The 16,136-nt window shown below is 68.0% G+C and carries 18 protein-coding genes; 10 read left to right on the top strand and 8 right to left on the bottom strand.

The window, feature by feature from the left end; all coding sequences use genetic code 11:
- Positions 1-15: 15 nt before the first annotated feature.
- The 3 genes from ACP15H_RS23695 to ACP15H_RS23685 form a co-directional block, all read right to left on the bottom strand.
- On the bottom strand, positions 16-906 hold the full coding sequence (locus ACP15H_RS23695; protein ID WP_425068591.1) for an ABC transporter permease: 891 nt from the start codon (positions 904-906) through the stop codon (positions 16-18).
- Positions 903-1,841, bottom strand: a complete 939-nt coding sequence (locus ACP15H_RS23690; RefSeq protein WP_425068590.1) for an ABC transporter permease — start codon at positions 1,839-1,841, stop codon at positions 903-905. Before ACP15H_RS23690 ends, ACP15H_RS23695 begins: the two co-directional genes overlap by 4 nt.
- Positions 1,842-1,984: 143 nt before the next feature.
- A complete protein-coding gene (locus ACP15H_RS23685; protein ID WP_425068589.1) occupies positions 1,985-2,719 on the bottom strand; it encodes an SDR family oxidoreductase in 735 nt (244 codons plus the stop codon).
- A 25-nt stretch (positions 2,720-2,744) separates the two neighbouring features.
- Here ACP15H_RS23685 and ubiE point away from each other — a divergent pair, with 25 nt between their 5' ends.
- The 10 genes from ubiE to rho all read left to right on the top strand — a co-directional run bounded on the left by ubiE (position 2,745) and on the right by rho (position 11,649).
- Positions 2,745-3,542 (top strand): bifunctional demethylmenaquinone methyltransferase/2-methoxy-6-polyprenyl-1,4-benzoquinol methylase UbiE, encoded by a 798-nt coding sequence (ubiE, locus tag ACP15H_RS23680; RefSeq protein ID WP_425068588.1) that lies wholly within the window; start codon positions 2,745-2,747, stop codon positions 3,540-3,542.
- On the top strand, positions 3,543-5,069 hold the full coding sequence (gene ubiB, locus ACP15H_RS23675) for a 2-polyprenylphenol 6-hydroxylase (RefSeq protein ID WP_425068587.1): 1,527 nt from the start codon (positions 3,543-3,545) through the stop codon (positions 5,067-5,069).
- Positions 5,070-5,073: 4 nt separating this feature from the next.
- Complete coding sequence (locus tag ACP15H_RS23670; protein WP_425068586.1) at positions 5,074-5,814, top strand: sulfite exporter TauE/SafE family protein; 741 nt, start codon at positions 5,074-5,076, stop codon at positions 5,812-5,814.
- A gap of 13 nt (positions 5,815-5,827) precedes the next feature.
- On the top strand, positions 5,828-7,054 hold the full coding sequence (gene coaBC / locus ACP15H_RS23665) for a bifunctional phosphopantothenoylcysteine decarboxylase/phosphopantothenate--cysteine ligase CoaBC (RefSeq protein ID WP_425068585.1): 1,227 nt from the start codon (positions 5,828-5,830) through the stop codon (positions 7,052-7,054).
- 50 nt (positions 7,055-7,104) lie between these two features.
- Complete coding sequence (dut, locus tag ACP15H_RS23660; protein ID WP_425068584.1) at positions 7,105-7,587, top strand: dUTP diphosphatase; 483 nt, start codon at positions 7,105-7,107, stop codon at positions 7,585-7,587.
- Between the two features lie 19 nt (positions 7,588-7,606).
- Positions 7,607-8,068, top strand: coding sequence for an RrF2 family transcriptional regulator (locus tag ACP15H_RS23655; RefSeq protein ID WP_425068583.1), 462 nt, complete (start codon positions 7,607-7,609; stop codon positions 8,066-8,068).
- 37 nt (positions 8,069-8,105) lie between these two features.
- Complete coding sequence (locus tag ACP15H_RS23650) at positions 8,106-8,540, top strand: carboxymuconolactone decarboxylase family protein (protein ID WP_425068582.1); 435 nt, start codon at positions 8,106-8,108, stop codon at positions 8,538-8,540.
- A 143-nt stretch (positions 8,541-8,683) separates the two neighbouring features.
- Positions 8,684-9,157 carry a GNAT family N-acetyltransferase gene (locus ACP15H_RS23645; protein WP_425068581.1) on the top strand — a complete coding sequence of 158 codons (474 nt, stop codon included), beginning with the start codon at positions 8,684-8,686 and terminating at the stop codon, positions 9,155-9,157.
- A complete protein-coding gene (locus ACP15H_RS23640) occupies positions 9,154-10,062 on the top strand; it encodes an NAD(P)-dependent oxidoreductase (RefSeq protein ID WP_425068580.1) in 909 nt (302 codons plus the stop codon). The genes ACP15H_RS23645 and ACP15H_RS23640 overlap by 4 nt, the downstream gene beginning before the upstream one ends.
- 207 nt (positions 10,063-10,269) lie before the next feature.
- A complete protein-coding gene (rho, locus tag ACP15H_RS23635; protein ID WP_298307686.1) occupies positions 10,270-11,649 on the top strand; it encodes a transcription termination factor Rho in 1,380 nt (459 codons plus the stop codon).
- A gap of 138 nt (positions 11,650-11,787) precedes the next feature.
- Here rho and ACP15H_RS23630 read toward each other — a convergent pair whose 3' ends face one another.
- Genes ACP15H_RS23630 through ACP15H_RS23610 form a run of 5 tightly spaced genes read right to left on the bottom strand, consistent with a single transcriptional unit; the run spans position 11,788 to position 16,065 of the window.
- A complete protein-coding gene (locus tag ACP15H_RS23630; protein WP_425068579.1) occupies positions 11,788-12,996 on the bottom strand; it encodes an MFS transporter in 1,209 nt (402 codons plus the stop codon).
- Positions 12,993-13,430 (bottom strand): PaaI family thioesterase, encoded by a 438-nt coding sequence (locus ACP15H_RS23625; protein ID WP_425068578.1) that lies wholly within the window; start codon positions 13,428-13,430, stop codon positions 12,993-12,995. Before ACP15H_RS23625 ends, ACP15H_RS23630 begins: the two co-directional genes overlap by 4 nt.
- Positions 13,431-13,433: 3 nt before the next feature.
- A complete protein-coding gene (locus tag ACP15H_RS23620; protein WP_425068577.1) occupies positions 13,434-14,324 on the bottom strand; it encodes a shikimate dehydrogenase in 891 nt (296 codons plus the stop codon).
- The gene (locus ACP15H_RS23615) at positions 14,321-14,920 is read right to left on the bottom strand and encodes a Maf family protein (protein WP_425068576.1); all 600 of its coding nucleotides are present in this window, start codon (positions 14,918-14,920) and stop codon (positions 14,321-14,323) included. Before ACP15H_RS23615 ends, ACP15H_RS23620 begins: the two co-directional genes overlap by 4 nt.
- Positions 14,921-14,925: 5 nt before the next feature.
- The gene (locus ACP15H_RS23610; RefSeq protein ID WP_425068575.1) at positions 14,926-16,065 is read right to left on the bottom strand and encodes a PQQ-dependent sugar dehydrogenase; all 1,140 of its coding nucleotides are present in this window, start codon (positions 16,063-16,065) and stop codon (positions 14,926-14,928) included.
- Between the last annotated feature and the right edge of the window lie 71 nt (positions 16,066-16,136).

The following is a 16,136-nucleotide window of genomic DNA, read 5'->3' as shown; positions in this document are numbered from 1 at the left end:
AAGGAGTGTGCAGGCTCAGCTCTGCAGTCTGGGATCGAGGACGTCGCGCAGCGCGTCGCCCAGGAGATTGGCGGCCAGCACGATGACGAAGATCATGAAGCTGGGGATCGTCGCGATGTGCGGCGCCATGAACAGGAAGTCGCGGCCCTGTGCGGCCATCATGCCGAGTTCGGCCGTGGGTGGCTGGGCGCCCATGCCGAGAAAGCCCAGCGCCGAGCCGATCAGGATGATCTGGCCGAAGCGCAGCGTCAGGAACACGAAGATGGTCGAGATGCAGTTGAGCGTGAGATAGCGCCAGATCAGCGTCCGGTCGGAGACGCCGACGGCGCGGCCGGCTTCCATGAATTCCTGGCTCATGATGCCGATCGCGGCGCCGCGCGCCACGCGGGCCACGTCCGGGATGGTCGCCACCACCAGCGCGATCACCACGGCGGTGAGGCCGGCGCCGAAGATCGCCGCCACCGCGAGGCCGATGAGGATCGCCGGAAAGGCCAGCATCACGTCGACCAGCCGCATGATCCAGCCGTCGAGACGGCGATAGTAAGCCGCCAGGATGCCGAGGAAGCCCCCCAGGAAGCCGCCGATGACGACGCCGACCAGACCCAACATCAGCGTGTTGCGCGAGCCGTAGATGACCCGGCTGAGGATGTCGCGGCCGGTATTGTCGGTGCCGAACCAGTGCTCGGCACTGGGCGGCTGCATCACCTTGGTGAGATCGGTGAGATAGGGATCGTAGGGCGCGACCAGCGGCGCGAAGAGCGCGGCGAGACCGATCGTGGCCAGCAGCAGCGCGGCCACGAGGGCCACCCTGTCCCGGGCCAGCCGGCGCAGCACGCCGGATCGGGAGAAGAGGCCGTTCTCTTCGGCGGCTGCCGGCGTGCGGCCGTTGAGGGCGTCGACGCTCATGACCGCTGCATCCTGGGATCGAGGTAGACGTAGAGAACGTCGACGATCAGGTTGATCGTGAGGAAGGCGATGGCGAGGATCATGATCGCGCCCTGTGCCGTCGGAAAATCGCTCGACACGATGGCGCCGACCGCCAGCCGCCCGACTCCCGGCCAGGAGAACATCGTTTCGGTGACGACGGCGCCGCCCAGCAGGAACGCGGCCTGCAGCCCGATCAGCGTGACGACGGGGATCATCGCGTTGCGCAGCGCATGGTGGACGATCACCACCGTCTCGCGCAGGCCTTTGGCGCGGGCGGTGCGGACATAGTCGGCGCCCAGCACTTCGAGCACGGCGGTGCGCGTCAGCCGCGCGATCGGTCCGATCAGCACGCTGCCCAACGTCAGCGCCGGCAGCACGAGACTGGGCAGGCCGCCGTCCCAGATCGGGCCGGTGCGTCCGGTGAAGGGGAACAGGCCCCACTGGAAGCCCATGTACTGGATCAGCACCAGGCCGATGAAGAAGACCGGCATCGATACGCCGGCGACCGAGACGGCCATGATCGCGCGGTCGAGCAGGGTGCCGCGCTGCACGGCCGCCAGCGTGCCCAGCGCCAGGCCGAGGGGGATGGCGATCACCATGCCGCCCAGCATCAGCTCGACCGTCGGGCCGATGGTGAGCGCGAGCTCCTCGCTCACCATCTTGTTGGAGATGATGGAGCGGCCGAGATCTCCCTGCAGCACGCGGCCGATATAGTCGACGAACTGGACGGGGATCGAGCGGTCGAGGCCGAGTTCGAGACGGATCGCCGCGATGGTCTCGGCCTTGGCGTCGGGACCGGCGATGATCATCGCCGGATCGGCGGGTACGACCTGCAGGAGGCAGAAACACAGGAAGAGAACCCCGAGCAGCGCGGGGAACGAGACCAGCAGGCGGTGGACGATCTGTCTTCCCATGCGCCGTCCTCGGACCGTTTCGGCCAAGAGGAAGCGCGCCGGTTTCCCGACGTGTCTCGACGCTTCTCCCTGGCAGCCGCTGCTTCGGTCAGACCTGCGCGGCGTTCGTTATGCAGAGATACTGCATGCGATTTTTCGCGATGTCACGCCCAGCCGCCGGCGTGCGGCAGGACATGGCCGGTGATGAAGCCGGCACCGTCGGAACAGAGGAAGCAGATCGTGGCGCCCAGCTCGTCGGACTTGCCGAGGCGACCGAGCGGAATCTGCGCCGTCATCTTGGCCATCGCCGCGCTGTTGGCGAGCAGCGCCGGCGGGAAGTAGTCGGGGTTCTCGACATAGTTCGAGCCGACCGCATTCACCGTGATGCCGTCGCGCCCCAGTTCCTTGGCGAGCGACGAGACGAGACCGTTGGCTGCGGCGCGCGCCGAGACGTAGGGCGCATAGTTGGCGATGCCGCGCAGCGGCGCGGCCGAGGACACGAACACGATGCGGCCCGACTTGCGCTTGCGCATCGACGGTGCGACGAGCTGCGTGAGCCGGAACGGCGCGACGGCCATGGTCTCCAGGGCATCGCGGAAGTCCTCGACCCGGGCTTCGCCGAGCGGCGCGCGCAGCGCCGGATAGGCGTCGTTGTTGACCAGCGCGTCGATATGACCGTGTCGCTTCAGGGCCAGCTCGACCATCGTCGCCGGCTCCGTCGCCGACAGGGCATGGGCGCCCGGGAACTGCGCTTCGTACTTGCGCCGCGCGCTCGGCGCCTCGAACGACGGATCGTGCGCCAGCACCGTGGCGCCCTCGGCGAGGGCGACCTTTGTCGTGCCGTGCCCTGCGAATTTCTCGACATTGGTGATCAGGATGACCCGGTCTTTCAGCAGCATGGCGATTCCTCTAGGTTGCGGCCCCATGGACCAAGCCCATTCCGACGATCCTAGCGCAGCCCGCCCCGAGGGACAGGCCCCGGAGGGGCGTGCCTCCTTCGGATTCCGCGACGTGCCGGCTGCCGAAAAGGCCGGCCTGGTGCGCGAGGTCTTCGCCAGCGTGGCGCCGCGCTACGACCTGATGAACGACCTGATGTCGGGCGGCGTGCACCGGCTCTGGAAGAACGCCATGGTAGACGTGGTGAACCCGCGGCCGGGCGAGAAGCTCCTGGATGTGGCGGGCGGCACCGGCGACATCGCCTTCCGCCTGCTGCGCCGCCAGGGCGAACGGCCCGACGTCACCGTGTGCGACATCAATCCCGCGATGCTCGAAGTCGGGCGCGACCGCGCCATCGACCGCGGGCTGCTGCAGGGCCTTACCTGGGCAACCGGCGATGCCGAGCATCTGCCGTTCCCGGATCGCTCGTTCGATGCCTATACGATCGCCTTCGGTCTGCGGAACGTCACCGACATCGACCAGGCGCTGCGCGACGCCTGGCGCGTGCTGAAGCCCGGCGGTCGCTTCTACTGCCTGGAATTCAGCAAGGTGACCTCGGCCCCGGTCGGCCGCGTCTACGACGCCTATTCGGAGCGCGCGCTGCCGTTCTTCGGCAAGGTCATCGCCCGGGACGCCGAGTCCTATCGCTATCTCCACGAGAGCATCCGCCGCTTTCCGCCGCAGCGCGAACTGGCGTCGCGCATGCGGGCCGCCGGCTTCGAAAACGTCTCCTGGCGCGACATGTCGCTGGGCGTCGTGGCACTGCATCAGGGCTGGCGCATCTAGATGTTCCGCGCCCTCCGCAATGCCTGGCGCCTGCTGCGTATGGCGGTGAGCTTCGCTCGCCACGACGCGCTGTTTCCGCTCGAGTCGCTGGGCATCGCGCCGGCGCTGATCGCCTGGGCCCGTCTCTTCGCGCCGCGCCAGGATCCGCGGCGACCGGGCGAGCGGCTGGCGGCGGCGCTGCAGGACATGGGTCCGTCCTTCATCAAGCTGGGGCAGGCGCTGTCGACCCGCGCCGACCTGCTGAGCGAGGAAGTCGCGGCCGATCTCGCGCGCCTGCAGGACCATATCCCGGCGTTTCCCGGCGCGGAGGCGCGCCGCATCGTCGAGAGCGAACTGGGGCAGCCGCTCGGCTCCATCTTCTCGGCCTTCGACGACGTGCCGGTGGCGGCGGCGTCGATCGCCCAGGTGCATTTCGCGGTCACTGCCGACGGTCGCGACGTCGCCGTGAAGGTGCTGCGGCCCGGCATCGCCAAGGCCTTCGAGCGCGATCTCGATCTCTTCTACTGGGTCGCCGAACTGGTCGAGCGCACGCAGCCGCGCTTCCGCCGCCTGAAGCCGGTCGAATCGGTGCGCGCCTTCGCCGATGTCGTGCGGGTCGAGATGGACCTTCGCATGGAGGCGGCGGCGGCCGAGGAGCTGGGCGAGAATTTCGCCGACGATCCGAACTACCGGGCGCCGAAGATCGACTGGGACCGTACCGCCGAGCGCGTGATGACGCAGGAGCGGGTCGACGGCATCCCGATCGGCGACCGCGACGCCATCATCGCCGCCGGCCACGATCCGCACGAGATCATGCGCAAGTGCGCCGAAGCCTTCTTCTACCAGGTGTTCCGCGACGGCTTCTTCCATGCCGACATGCATGGCGGCAACGCCTTCGTCGATCGCCAGGGCACCATCGTGCCGGTCGATTTCGGGATCATGGGCCGGGTCGACTCCGATACACGCGGCTATCTTGCCGAGCTGCTGGTCGCCTTCCTGCGCCGCGACTATCGTGCCGTCGCCGAGGTGCAGTTCCGCGCGGGCTACGTGCCGCCCGACCAGTCGGTTGAGACCTTCGCGCAGGCCTGCCGCTCGATCGGCGAGCCGATCTTCGGAAAGCCCAGCCACCAGATCTCGATCGCCCGCCTGCTGGCGCAGATGCTGCGCGTCACCGAGCAGTTCGAGATGACGGTCCAGCCGCAGCTCCTGCTGCTGCAGAAGACCATGCTGATGGCCGAGGGCATGGGCACCAAGCTCAATCCCGAGGTCAATATCTGGGAGCTGGCACGGCCGCTGATCGAGGACTGGATGGTGACCCATTTCGGCCCACGCGCCACCGTCGGCCGCGCGGTCGACGATCTCGCCCAGGGGCTGCGCCGCCTGCCGCGCCTGATCGACAGCCTGCATCTGCTGGCCGAGCATGAGCGGCTCAAGGCCGAGCGCGACGCGCTGCAGCCGCCGCCGGCTGGCCGCCTGTGGCGCCCCGGTTTCGCCGAGACCGTCGCCATCCTGGCCCTCGTGGCCGCCATCGCCGCCTGGTGGCACTGAACCCGTGCCGACCGACCAGATCGTCATCGGCCTCGCGATCTTCCTGCTCGCGGGCACCGTCAAGGGCCTGGTGGGTCTCGGTCTGCCGGCCATCTCGATCGCGTTGATGTCGCTCTTCCTGCCGTTGTCGGAGGCGATCGCGCTGATCGCCCTGCCGACCGTTTTCACCAACGTCTGGCAGGCCTCGGTCGGCGGCCATTTCTGGCACATCGTGCGGCGCCAGTGGCCGCTGATCCTGCCGCTCGCCGTGGTGCTCTATCTGACGGTGTGGCTGGTGGGGCAGAAGGGGCCCAACTGGGCTTTTCTCGTGCTGGGCACGGTGCTGATCCTCTACAGCGCGCTCGGCCTGTTCCGCATCCGGCTCACCATCCACGCCGATCTCGAGAAGCCGTTGGCGCCCGTCATCGGCGTCGTGTCGGGCTTCGTGGCGGGCCTGGTCGGGGTGCCGGTCGTCCCCCTGATGCCGTATCTGCAAGGTCTCGACATCAAGCCGGTCGAGCTCGTGCAAACCCTGGGCGTGGTTCTCTGTGCCACGTCGCTGACCCTGACCTTCTCGTTGCTCTTCTTCGGCGTGCTCGACGGGCCGCGCGCCATCGTCTCGGCCGCGGCCGTCGTTCCGGCGATCGGCGGCATGTGGCTCGGCCAGAAGATCCGATCGCGTCTGTCGGTCGAGCAGTTCCGCCAGGCCGTGTTCTGGGCGCTGCTGCTCACCGGCCTCTATACTGTCGCCACCCGGCTCTTGTGATAGGCTGAACGTCATGTTGCACGGCAAGCGTATCCTGCTGATCGTCGCGGGCGGCATTGCCGCCTTCAAGTCGGCCGAACTGATCCGCCTCCTGCGCGGGCGCGGCGCCTCGGTGCGCTGTGTGCTGACGGAAGCCGGCGCGAAGTTCGTGACGCCCCTCACGCTGCAGGCCCTCTCGGAAGACCGTGTCTATGGCGACATGTTCTCCCTGACCGACGAGAGCGAGATGGGCCACATCCAGCTCTCGCGCGATGCCGACCTGCTGGTCGTGGCGCCCGCGACCGCCGATCTGCTGGCGCGCATGGCGGGCGGCCTGGCCAACGATCTGGCTGCCACCGTGCTGCTCGCCACCGACAAGCCCGTGCTCGCCGCGCCGGCGATGAACGTGCGCATGTGGACCCATGCCGCGACCGTGGCCAATATCGAAACGCTGCGGCAGCGCGGCATCGTCTTCGTGGGGCCCAACGACGGCGCCATGGCCTGCAACGAACACGGGCCGGGCCGCATGTCGGAGCCGGTCGAGATCGTCGCCGCCATCGAATCCATTCTGCTGCGCGACCGGCCGCTCGCCGGCAAGCGCGCGCTGGTCACCTCGGGTCCGACCCGCGAGGCGCTGGATCCGGTGCGTTTCATCTCCAATCATTCCTCGGGCAAGCAGGGCCATGCCATCGCGGCGGCGCTGGCCCAGCTCGGGGCCGACGTGACCCTGGTGAGCGGCCCGGTCTCGGTGCCGGATCCGCAGGGCGTGAAGGTCGTGCACATCGAATCGGCCGACCAGATGCTCGCGGCCTGTCTAGACGCCGGCCCGCTCGACATCGCCGTCTGCGCCGCGGCCGTCGCCGACTGGAAGGCGGCCAGGCTCGCCCCCGGGAAGATCAAGAAACAGGCAGGCGCGCCGCCGCCCGCGCTCGAACTCGCCCCCAATCCCGATATTCTGGCGACACTCTCCCGGCCCGGCCCCAAGCGACCGGCCCTGGTCGTGGGCTTCGCCGCCGAGACCGAGAACGTCGTGGCCAACGCCGTCGAAAAGCGTACCCGCAAGGGCTGCGACTGGATCGTGGCCAACGATGTGTCGCCCGCAACCGGCACCTTCGGCGGTGAGCGCAACACCGTGCATCTCATCACCTCCGGGGGCACCGAGGACTGGCCGCCGCTGGGCAAGGGCGATGTCGCCATGCGTCTCGCCGGCCGGATCGCGCTGCATCTCGCGCAGGCAGCCAAGGCACAGGCGGCAGAGTGAGTGCCGGCCTCGGTCGAGCGGGCGGGCGTTTTTTTGAGTACGAGGGGCCGATGAAGGGCGTCGAGAGCGTCGAAATCGAGATCGTGCGGCTGCCGCACGGGCATGACCTGCAGCTGCCCGACTATGCGACGGCCGCCGCCGCCGGGGCAGACCTGTTGGCCGCGATCGACCAGCCGATCGAGCTGGGATCGCTCGAGCGCCGGATCGTCCCGACAGGCATCTCCATCGCCCTGCCGGTAGGCTTCGAGGCCCAGGTCCGGCCGCGCTCCGGACTGGCTGCCAAGCACGGCGTCACGGTCGCCAACGCCCCCGGCACCATCGATGCCGACTATCGCGGCGAGGTCGGCGTCATCCTGATCAACCTCGGCAAGGAGCCGTTCCGCATCGAGCGCGGCATGCGAATTGCACAGATTATCATTGCGCGTCACGCCCGTGCCGCCTGGCGAGAGGTTTCGGCCCTCGATCAAACGGCACGCGGTGCGGGCGGCTTCGGTTCGACAGGAGTAACGGCCGGCTCGATCAAGAGGGCCTGAAAAGGGACGAGAGAACGGGATGCCTCGCCTCAGCAAGAAAACGATGTTCGCGATCGAGGCGGTTCTCGACGTGGCGTTCCATGTCGGCGACCACCCGGTACGCAGCGGTGACATCACCGAGCGCCAGCGCATTCCCAAGCGATATCTCGAGCAGGTCCTGCAGCACCTGGTGCGCGCCGGGATCCTGTCCGGCAAGCGCGGGCCGCGTGGCGGCTACCGGCTCGGGCGGGACAAGGCCAGCATCACCTTGGGCGAGGTCGTGCGGGTGGTGCGCAACCTCGAGGTCGAGACCGAGCCCAGCGATCCGTCGATCGGCTCACCGCTCGCCCACGAGGTCGTGTGGCCGCTGTGGGAGAAGCTGCGCGAGGAGATGATGGCGCAACTCGACGACGTCACCATCGAGGATCTCTGCCAGCAGGCGCGCTCCAAGGGCCTCAACGTTGCGCCGGCGCAGCCCCACGCGGGGCACGCGACGATCTGATATACAGCTCCCCGATTTTCATCCGGAGGAGCAAGACATGGCCAAGAAGACCGCTGTCGCGAAGGCGAAGAAAGCCAAGCCCGCACCGCGCAACAAGAAGCTCTACGACGAGGGCATGAAGATGCGGAAGGCCGTGCTCGGCGCGGCCTATGTCGACAACTCGCTGGCCGGCGCGGCCGACGACGAGTTCATGATGGCCTTCCAGGACATCACCACCGAATACTGCTGGGGCTATGCCTGGACGCGGCCGGGCCTCTCGAAGAAGAGCCGCTCGATGCTGAACCTCGCCATGCTGGCGGCGCTCAACCGCGGCCCCGAGCTCAAGCTGCACATCAACGGCGCGCTGAACAACGGCCTGACCAAGGACGAGATCAAGGAGATCTTCCTCCAGGTCGCGATCTATTGCGGCATCCCCGCGAGCCTCGACGCCTTCAAGACCGCCCGCGACGTCTTCAAGGACCGCGGCGTCTGAACGGACGACGGCCAAAGGTCCCTCGGCCTGCGGCCTCGGGATGACAATGGGGGTGTGAGGACCCGGGGGCGCAAAGCTCGTCGGTCCTTATGCACAATTGTCATCCCGAGCGTAGCGAGGGACCTTTCTCTCAGGGTGGTGCGATGACACGGCTGCGCAAGGCGCAGACGGGTGAGGCGGCCAGCCTCACCGCGCTCTGCCTCAGGTCGAAGGCTCATTGGGGCTACGACGCGGCGTTCATGCGGCTCTGCGTTCCCTCGCTCACGGTCGAGGAGCGCAGCATCGCCGAGGGGCGCGTGCTGGTGGCAACCGACGACGTGGGTCAAACCGTCGGTACCGTCAGTGTCGGCCGCGACGGTGACGATGCCGAGCTGGCGCTGATGTTCGTCGAACCGTCCGCCATGGGCGGCGGGACGGGGCGGCTGCTGTTCGAAGCTGCTGTCGCCCTGGCGCGGCAGTTGGGATACCGGCGCATGACCATCCTGGCCGACGTGAACGCCGCCCGCTTCTACGAGCGCATGGGCGCCCGCTATCTGCGAAACGAGCCGTCGGATGCGATTCCCGGTCGCGTCCTGCCGTTCTATGAATACGACCTCACGTCAGGAGCCTCGTCATGACCACGCTCGCACCTCCCGCCACCATCGCCTTCATCGGGCTCGGCATGATGGGCCGTCCGATGGCGACCCGCCTCGCCGAAGCGGGCTTCAAGCTGCGCGTGTTCGACGTCTCGCAGAAGGCGGTCTCCGATTTCGTCGGCGCCCATCCGTCGGCGCTGGCCACGGCCTCGGCGAAGGCCGCCGCCCAGGGGGCCGCGGCGCTGATCACGATGTTGCCCGACGGCAAGATCGTGCGGCAGGCCATCCTCGACGGGCAGGACCCGGCGATCGAGGGGCTCCAGGCAGGCGCGGTGGTCATGGACATGAGCTCATCCAACCCGGTCGACACCCAGAAGCTCGCGCGCGATCTCGCCGCCCGCGGCGTGGCGCTGCTCGATGCGCCGGTGTCCGGTGGCGTGAAGCGCGCCATCGACGGTTCGCTCAGCATCATGGTGGGCGGCGCGGCCGCCGACCTCGAACGGGCGCGACCGGTCTTCGGTGCCATGGGCAAGACCATCACCCTGTGCGGTCCTGCCGGTGCCGGCCATGCGCTGAAGGCCCTGAACAACTATCTTTCGGCCGCCGGCCTCGTCGCCATGTGCGAGGCCCTGGTCGTGGGCGAATCGTTCGGGCTCGATCCCGGGACGATGGTCGACGTCTTCAACAGCTCGACCGGCAAGAGCAACGCCACCGAGGTGAAGGGTCGCCAGTTCGTCGTGTCGCGCACCTTCGCGGCCGGCTTCACGACCGCGCTGATGGCCAAGGACCTGCGCACCGCGGGTGACGTCGCCAAGCATCTGAAGGTCAACGTGCCGGGCCTTCAGCAGGCCGTGGCCTACTGGACGGCGGCCGACGGCAAGCTGGGCAAGGGCGCCGACCATACCGAGATCTTCCGCTACGCCGAGATGCTGGCCGAAGGCGAGTGACGGGGCACGGCTGCCGCGTTCCGGCGGAGCCCGTCTTTACAGAGCAGGGGGCGGCGTTTATACAAACGCCACCCAGGGCCCTTGGCGCCGCCTCCCCGGCGGCAACTCGATAGGGTCCATCCAAGTACGACACAGCGCTGTTTTCAGGTTCGGCCGTTCCGGTCGCTGCAAGCGCGTGCGTCATTTTCCCCCACAGACTGAAGACCCATGAATCTCCAAGACCTCAAGAAGAAGAAGCCCCCCGAACTCCTGGCCTTTGCCGAAGAGCAGGGCGTGGAGGGTGCGGCGATGATGCGCCGCCAGGAGCTGATGTTCGCCATCCTCCAGAAGCTGGCCGCCGCCGACCAGGCGATCTTCGGTGTCGGCACCATCGAGGTGATCCCCGACGGCTTCGGCTACCTGCGCTCGATGGAGGCCAACTACCTGCCCGGCGCCGACGACATCTATGTCAGCCCCCAGCAGGTCCGTAAGTTCGGCCTGCGCACCGGCGACACGGTCGAAGGCGAGATCCGCGCCCCCAAGGATGGCGAGCGCTACTTCGCCATGGTGCAGATCAACAAGATCAACTTCGACGATCCCGACGCGCTGCGCCATCGCATCAACTTCGACTCGCTGACGCCGCTCTATCCCGATGAGAAGCTGAAGCTCGAACTCGACGGCGGTGCCGCCGCCATGGCGCCGGTCATCACCGAGGAAGCGGTGGGCGGTTCGAAGGCGACGTCGTCCGGCCGCGTCGGCACGCGCCGCACCGGCACGCTGACCAAGAAGGCCGGCACGACGGCGCAGCAGCAGCTCGACATCTCGACCCGCGTGATCGACCTGATCGCGCCGATCGGCAAGGGCCAGCGCGCCCTGATCGTGTCGCCGCCGCGCACCGGCAAGACGGTGCTGCTGCAGAACATCGCGCACGCCATCACCGCCAACAATCCCGAGGTCTTCCTGATGGTGCTGCTCGTCGACGAGCGGCCCGAGGAAGTGACGGACATGCAGCGCACCGTGAAGGGCGAGGTCGTGAGCTCGACCTTCGACGAGCCGGCCAGCCGTCACGTCGCCGTCGCCGAGATGGTGATCGAGAAGGCCAAGCGCCTGGTCGAGCACAAGAAGGACGTGGTGATCCTGCTCGACTCCATCACCCGCCTCGGCCGTGCCTACAACACCGTGGTGCCGAGCTCCGGCAAGGTGCTGACCGGCGGTGTCGACGCCAACGCGCTGCAGCGCCCGAAGCGCTTCTTCGGTGCGGCCCGCAACATCGAGGAAGGCGGCTCGCTGACCATCATCGCGACCGCCCTGATCGATACCGGCAGCCGCATGGACGAGGTCATCTTCGAGGAGTTCAAGGGCACGGGTAACTCGGAAATCATCCTCGACCGCAAGGTCTCCGACAAGCGCACCTTCCCGGCGATCGACATCACCAAGTCGGGCACCCGCAAGGAAGAGCTGCTGGTCGACCGCGCGACGCTGTCGAAGATGTGGGTGCTGCGCCGCATCCTCATGCCGATGGGCGCGGTGGATGCGATCGAGTTCCTGCTCGACAAGCTGCGCACCTCGAAGACCAACCAGGATTTCTTCGGGTCGATGAATCAATAAGGCGCGCTACGCGCGCCTTATGGTGGGCGGCAGCGCTTGTCACCAAGCGCGAGTCAGGCGCTGTAAACAGCGCCGACCCACACGGCCCAGAACGGACAAGAACTCAAAGAGCGCCGAGCAATCGGCGCTCTTTTTCTTTTACGGCAGATCCCGAGCCTCCCGGCTCGAAGCAAACCACAGCCAGAGCGCGGCTTGCATCGCCAGCACGGCGAGGGTCACGATCTGATGCGCCTGGGCGCGCGGCAGGCCCTGCGTCTCTTCCATCCAGGCCAACGCCGGCCCGATGGCCGCCTGCAGGACGAAGGCGATCAGCATGCAGACGAGGTTGAGCGTCGTATTGACCCGGCCGGCAAGCGCGGGCGCGAAGGCGCGCGTGACCAGCGCGTAGCAGACCACCGGCATGCCGCCGAACATCACATAGGCGAACCACAGGAGCTTCGGCGCGGCCGTGATGTTGAGCGCGATCGGGATGTGGATCGCGAGGAACAGCATCCCGTAGACCAGCAGCACCCGGCCGCCGCGGATGCCGCGTTTGTGCAGCAGATCGACGATTACGCCGCTGAAGAAATAGCCGGGCACGATGGCGATCGAGAGCGCGAACAGGGCCACGCCGACCGACGGCTCGTCGAGATGGGCCACGTCGCGCAGCCAGCCGGCGGCCCAGAAGCTCGCGTAGCAGATCCAGACGCCCAGCGAGAAGGTGGGCGCCAGGCCCGCGCTCCAGAAGACTCGCGACTTCAGCACGCCTGCGAGGCCCCGCAGTTCGTCTCTCAGGCGACTCTTGCCGCCGCGTTCGTAACCGGGCGCCGCGAGCAGCTGATAGATCGCCACGGCGACGGTGATGGCGGCGAGTCCCAGGAACACCTCTCGCCAGTCGAAGTCGACCAGCAGCCACTGCACCGGGCGTGTCGCCATCGCAGCGCCCAGCCCGCCGAACGTCATCATGACCGCGTTGACCAGCGGCAGGCGGCCGATCGGCCAGTAGAGGACGTTGGCCTTGAAGCCGCACATCAGCGCCACCGACAGGCCGAGTCCGATCAGGGCACGACCGATGCTCAGCGTCACGACGTCCTGGCCGACCGCGAAGACCACGGCACCCAGTGCGGTGGCCAGCAGCATGACCGGCGCCACGCGGCGGGGCCCGAAGCGATCGAGGGCAACACCGGCGGGAAGCTGGGCCACCACGAAGGCGGCGAGATACATCGAGGTGACGACGCCGATGGCGGCATCGTCCAGGCCGAGCTCACCGCGCAGCGCCGGTGCGACCACGGCATTGAGCGAGCGGAAGAGAAAACTCAGGAAGTAACCGAGGGCGAACGGCAGGAACGCCGTCAGGACGAGCTTCAAGAGCGGTCGCCTGTCCTGGCGAACACCGCGCTTGCGTGGACGATGCGTTCCTCGCCGACCTTCAGGTAGCAGTTGGCGAAGGCCAGGCGTCCGCCGACCTTGTGCACGTCGACATGGGCCTCGACCCAGTCGCCGATCTTCGCCGACCCGGCGAAGTCGGTCTTCACGCTCGCGGTGACGAGCAGCGGCGAGGGCGTCTGGCTGCGGCTCGTGCGGTAACCCAGGGAGATGTCGCACAGGGTCATCAGCAGGCCGCCATGGGCAACGCCGCGCGCGTTGGCATGCTTGGGCTGGATGCGCAGCCCGACCACGAAGGTGCCGTCGTCGTTCTCGCGATAGAAGAACGGCCCGTTATGGTCGAGGAACGGGCTGGTGCGGAACAGCGGCTTGTAGCCGGCCGGCGGATCGGAGGCGGTCGGGTTGCTCTGGTCCATGGATCAGGCCCCGAGGTCGGCGGCGACCGCATGGCGCTGTGCGGCCGATACATCCACCCTGGGGCCGAACCAGGCCTCGAAGCCCGGGCGGCCCTGGTGCAGCAGCATGCCCAGCCCGTCGATGCAGCGATTGCCCCGGGAGCGGGCGGCGGCCAGCAGGTAGGTTTCGAGCGGCACATAGACGATGTCGTAGACTGCGGCGGTGTGCGGCAGCTTCGCCAGGTCGATGTCGAGGGCCGGCTGATCCTTCATGCCGAGGGAGGTCGTGTTCACCAGCAGCGTGGCGCCCTCCAGCAGCTCCGAACGCTCGTCCCACGAGCCGACCACGATGCGCTGCCCGCCCGGCGGGGTGAGCGCGACACCGAGATCGATCGCGGTCTCGCGCGTGCGGTTGACGAGCCGCAGCTCGGGCACGCCGACATCCATCAGGCTCGCGACGATCGCGCGGGCGGCGCCGCCGGCCCCCAGCACGACGACCGGCCCGGCGTCCGCCATCCAGTGCGGGGCGTTGTACTTCAGGGCTTCGAGAAAACCGAACCCGTCGGTATTGCGGCCTTCCAGCGTGCCGTCGACCTGCTTCACGATGGTGTTCACCGCGCCGATGCGGCGGGCGACGGGATCGATGCGATCGAGCAGCGGCAGGATCTCGACCTTGTGCGGCAGGGTGAGGTTGCAGCCGCGCGCGTTGGGCGTCTTCCTGAGGAACGCGACGAGCTCCTCCAGCGCGGCGCGCTGGGGCTTCACCGGCAGTCGCCCGTAATGGCCGTCGATATGGTGCTGCTTCAGCCAGAATCCGTGCAGGGCGGGCGAGCGCGAATGCTCGACCGGCCAGCCGACGATGGCGGCGAAGGGTCGGCCCGCGGCCTCGGCGAGCAGTGTGTCGTAAGCGCTCATGCGGCTGTCTCCAGTCCGATGCCATGTCCGGCGAGAAACGAAAGCAGCGGCAACAGCGGCAGGCCGAGGATGGTGAAATAGTCGCCTTCGACCTTGGTGAAGAGATGCGCGCCCACCCCTTCGAGCTGATAGGCGCCGACCGAGCTCGTCACCGCTTCGCCGGCGCGCGCGAGATAGGCATCGAGAAAGGCATCGGGCAGCGGCCGCATGGTGAGCCGGGCGCGGTCGTTGCAATGCCACAACCGCACGCCGCCTCTGGCCACCACGACCGAGGAATGAAGCTCGTGGGTCTGGTCCGCGAGCGCCTGCAGCTGTTGGCGTGCCGCTGCCATCGTCGGCGGCTTGTCGAACAGGCGGCCGTTGCACGACAGCGTCGAATCGGCGCCGATCACCATGGCCGCGGGGTGTCGCATCGAGACGCGCTTGGCCTTCAGCTCGGCCAGCGTCTCGGCAATGTCCTGCGGTGTCGCCTTCTCGGCCGAAAGACTGAGCTTCACCTCGTCCTCGTCGACGCCCGATGTCTCGACCGAAAAGGCGAGACCGGCATTCTGCAGCATCTGGCGACGCGAGACGCTGGCGGAAGCGAGGATCAGCATGGGCGTTACGCAGGCTCCAGGCGATAGAGGCCCCCACTGTCGGTGTGGGTGACCAGGTAGAGGAGGCCGTCGGGCCCCTGACGAACGTCGCGGATATAGGGAAGCAGGTCGACGAGCAACCGCTCTTCCCCGAGGTAGCGGTCGCCGTCGAGTTCGATGCGGATCAGGGCGTTGTCGGAGAGGGCGCCAGTGAAGACCGAACCCTTCCAGCCGGGAAAGCGGTCGCCGGTATAGAAGGCGAGCCCGCTCGGCGAAATCGAGGGCACCCAGACGCGCACCGGATCTTCCATGCCGGGCAGGCTCTTGTTCGGGCTGATCGTCGAGCCGTTATAGTCGATCCCATGGGTCGCGCGCGGCCAGCCATAGTTGGCGCCCGCCTTCAGCAGGTTGAGTTCGTCGCCGCCGCGCGGCCCGTGCTCGGCCACCCAGATGCGGCCGGTGGCGGGGTTCATCGCCATGCCCTGGGGGTTGCGATGGCCCCAGGTGAAGATCTCCGGTCGCGCGCCCTCGCGGCCGACGAAGGGATTGTCCGGCGGGACCGAGCCGTCGTCGCGCAGCCGCACGACCTTGCCGCCGAGATCGGCGAGGTTCTGCGCACGCTGCATCTGGTAGCGCTCGCCGCAGGTCACGTAGAGCAGACCCGCCCGGTCGAAGACGACACGCGACCCGAAATGCAGGCCGCCCGATGTGCGCGGCAGCGCCTCGAAGATGCGCTGCACGCCGACCAGGGCATTGTTGCGGAACTCGGCCCGCGCCAGCACCGTCGCGGCGCCACCCTCGCCCTCGCCCGAATAGGTGAGATAGAGCTGGGCGTTCCGGGCGAAGTCGGGATGCAGGCAGATGTCGAGCAGGCCGCCCTGTCCCCGCGCGAAGACCTTCGGCAGGCCGCCGACCGGCGACCGTTCCAGCCGGCCGTTGGCGAAGATCCGCAGACGGCCGGGCCGCTCGGTGATCAGCAGGCGGCCGTCGGGCAGGAAGGCCATGCCCCAGGGCTGCTCGAGGTCCAGGGTGAGCATTCTCAGACCGTAGGAAGCCTTGCTGCTGCGCAGGACCTGCTGGGCGCGTGCCAGCGCAGGGGCGGCCAGTGTCGCGGCAACAGACGTGGTGAGGAGGCGGCGACGGCCGAGAAAGACCTTCCCGAGCATAAACTCTCCTGTCGAATGCCGCGCCGGGCTGGCGCATGAAAAGCCGGTCACTATACTCGACGCGCGCAAGC

Origin of the sequence: Reyranella sp. (genome assembly GCF_965249915.1) — a bacterium.
Lineage (GTDB): Bacteria > Pseudomonadota > Alphaproteobacteria > Reyranellales > Reyranellaceae > Reyranella.
Note: the sequence above shows the minus strand (reverse complement) of the source record. Positions and strands in the feature narration are given on the sequence as shown.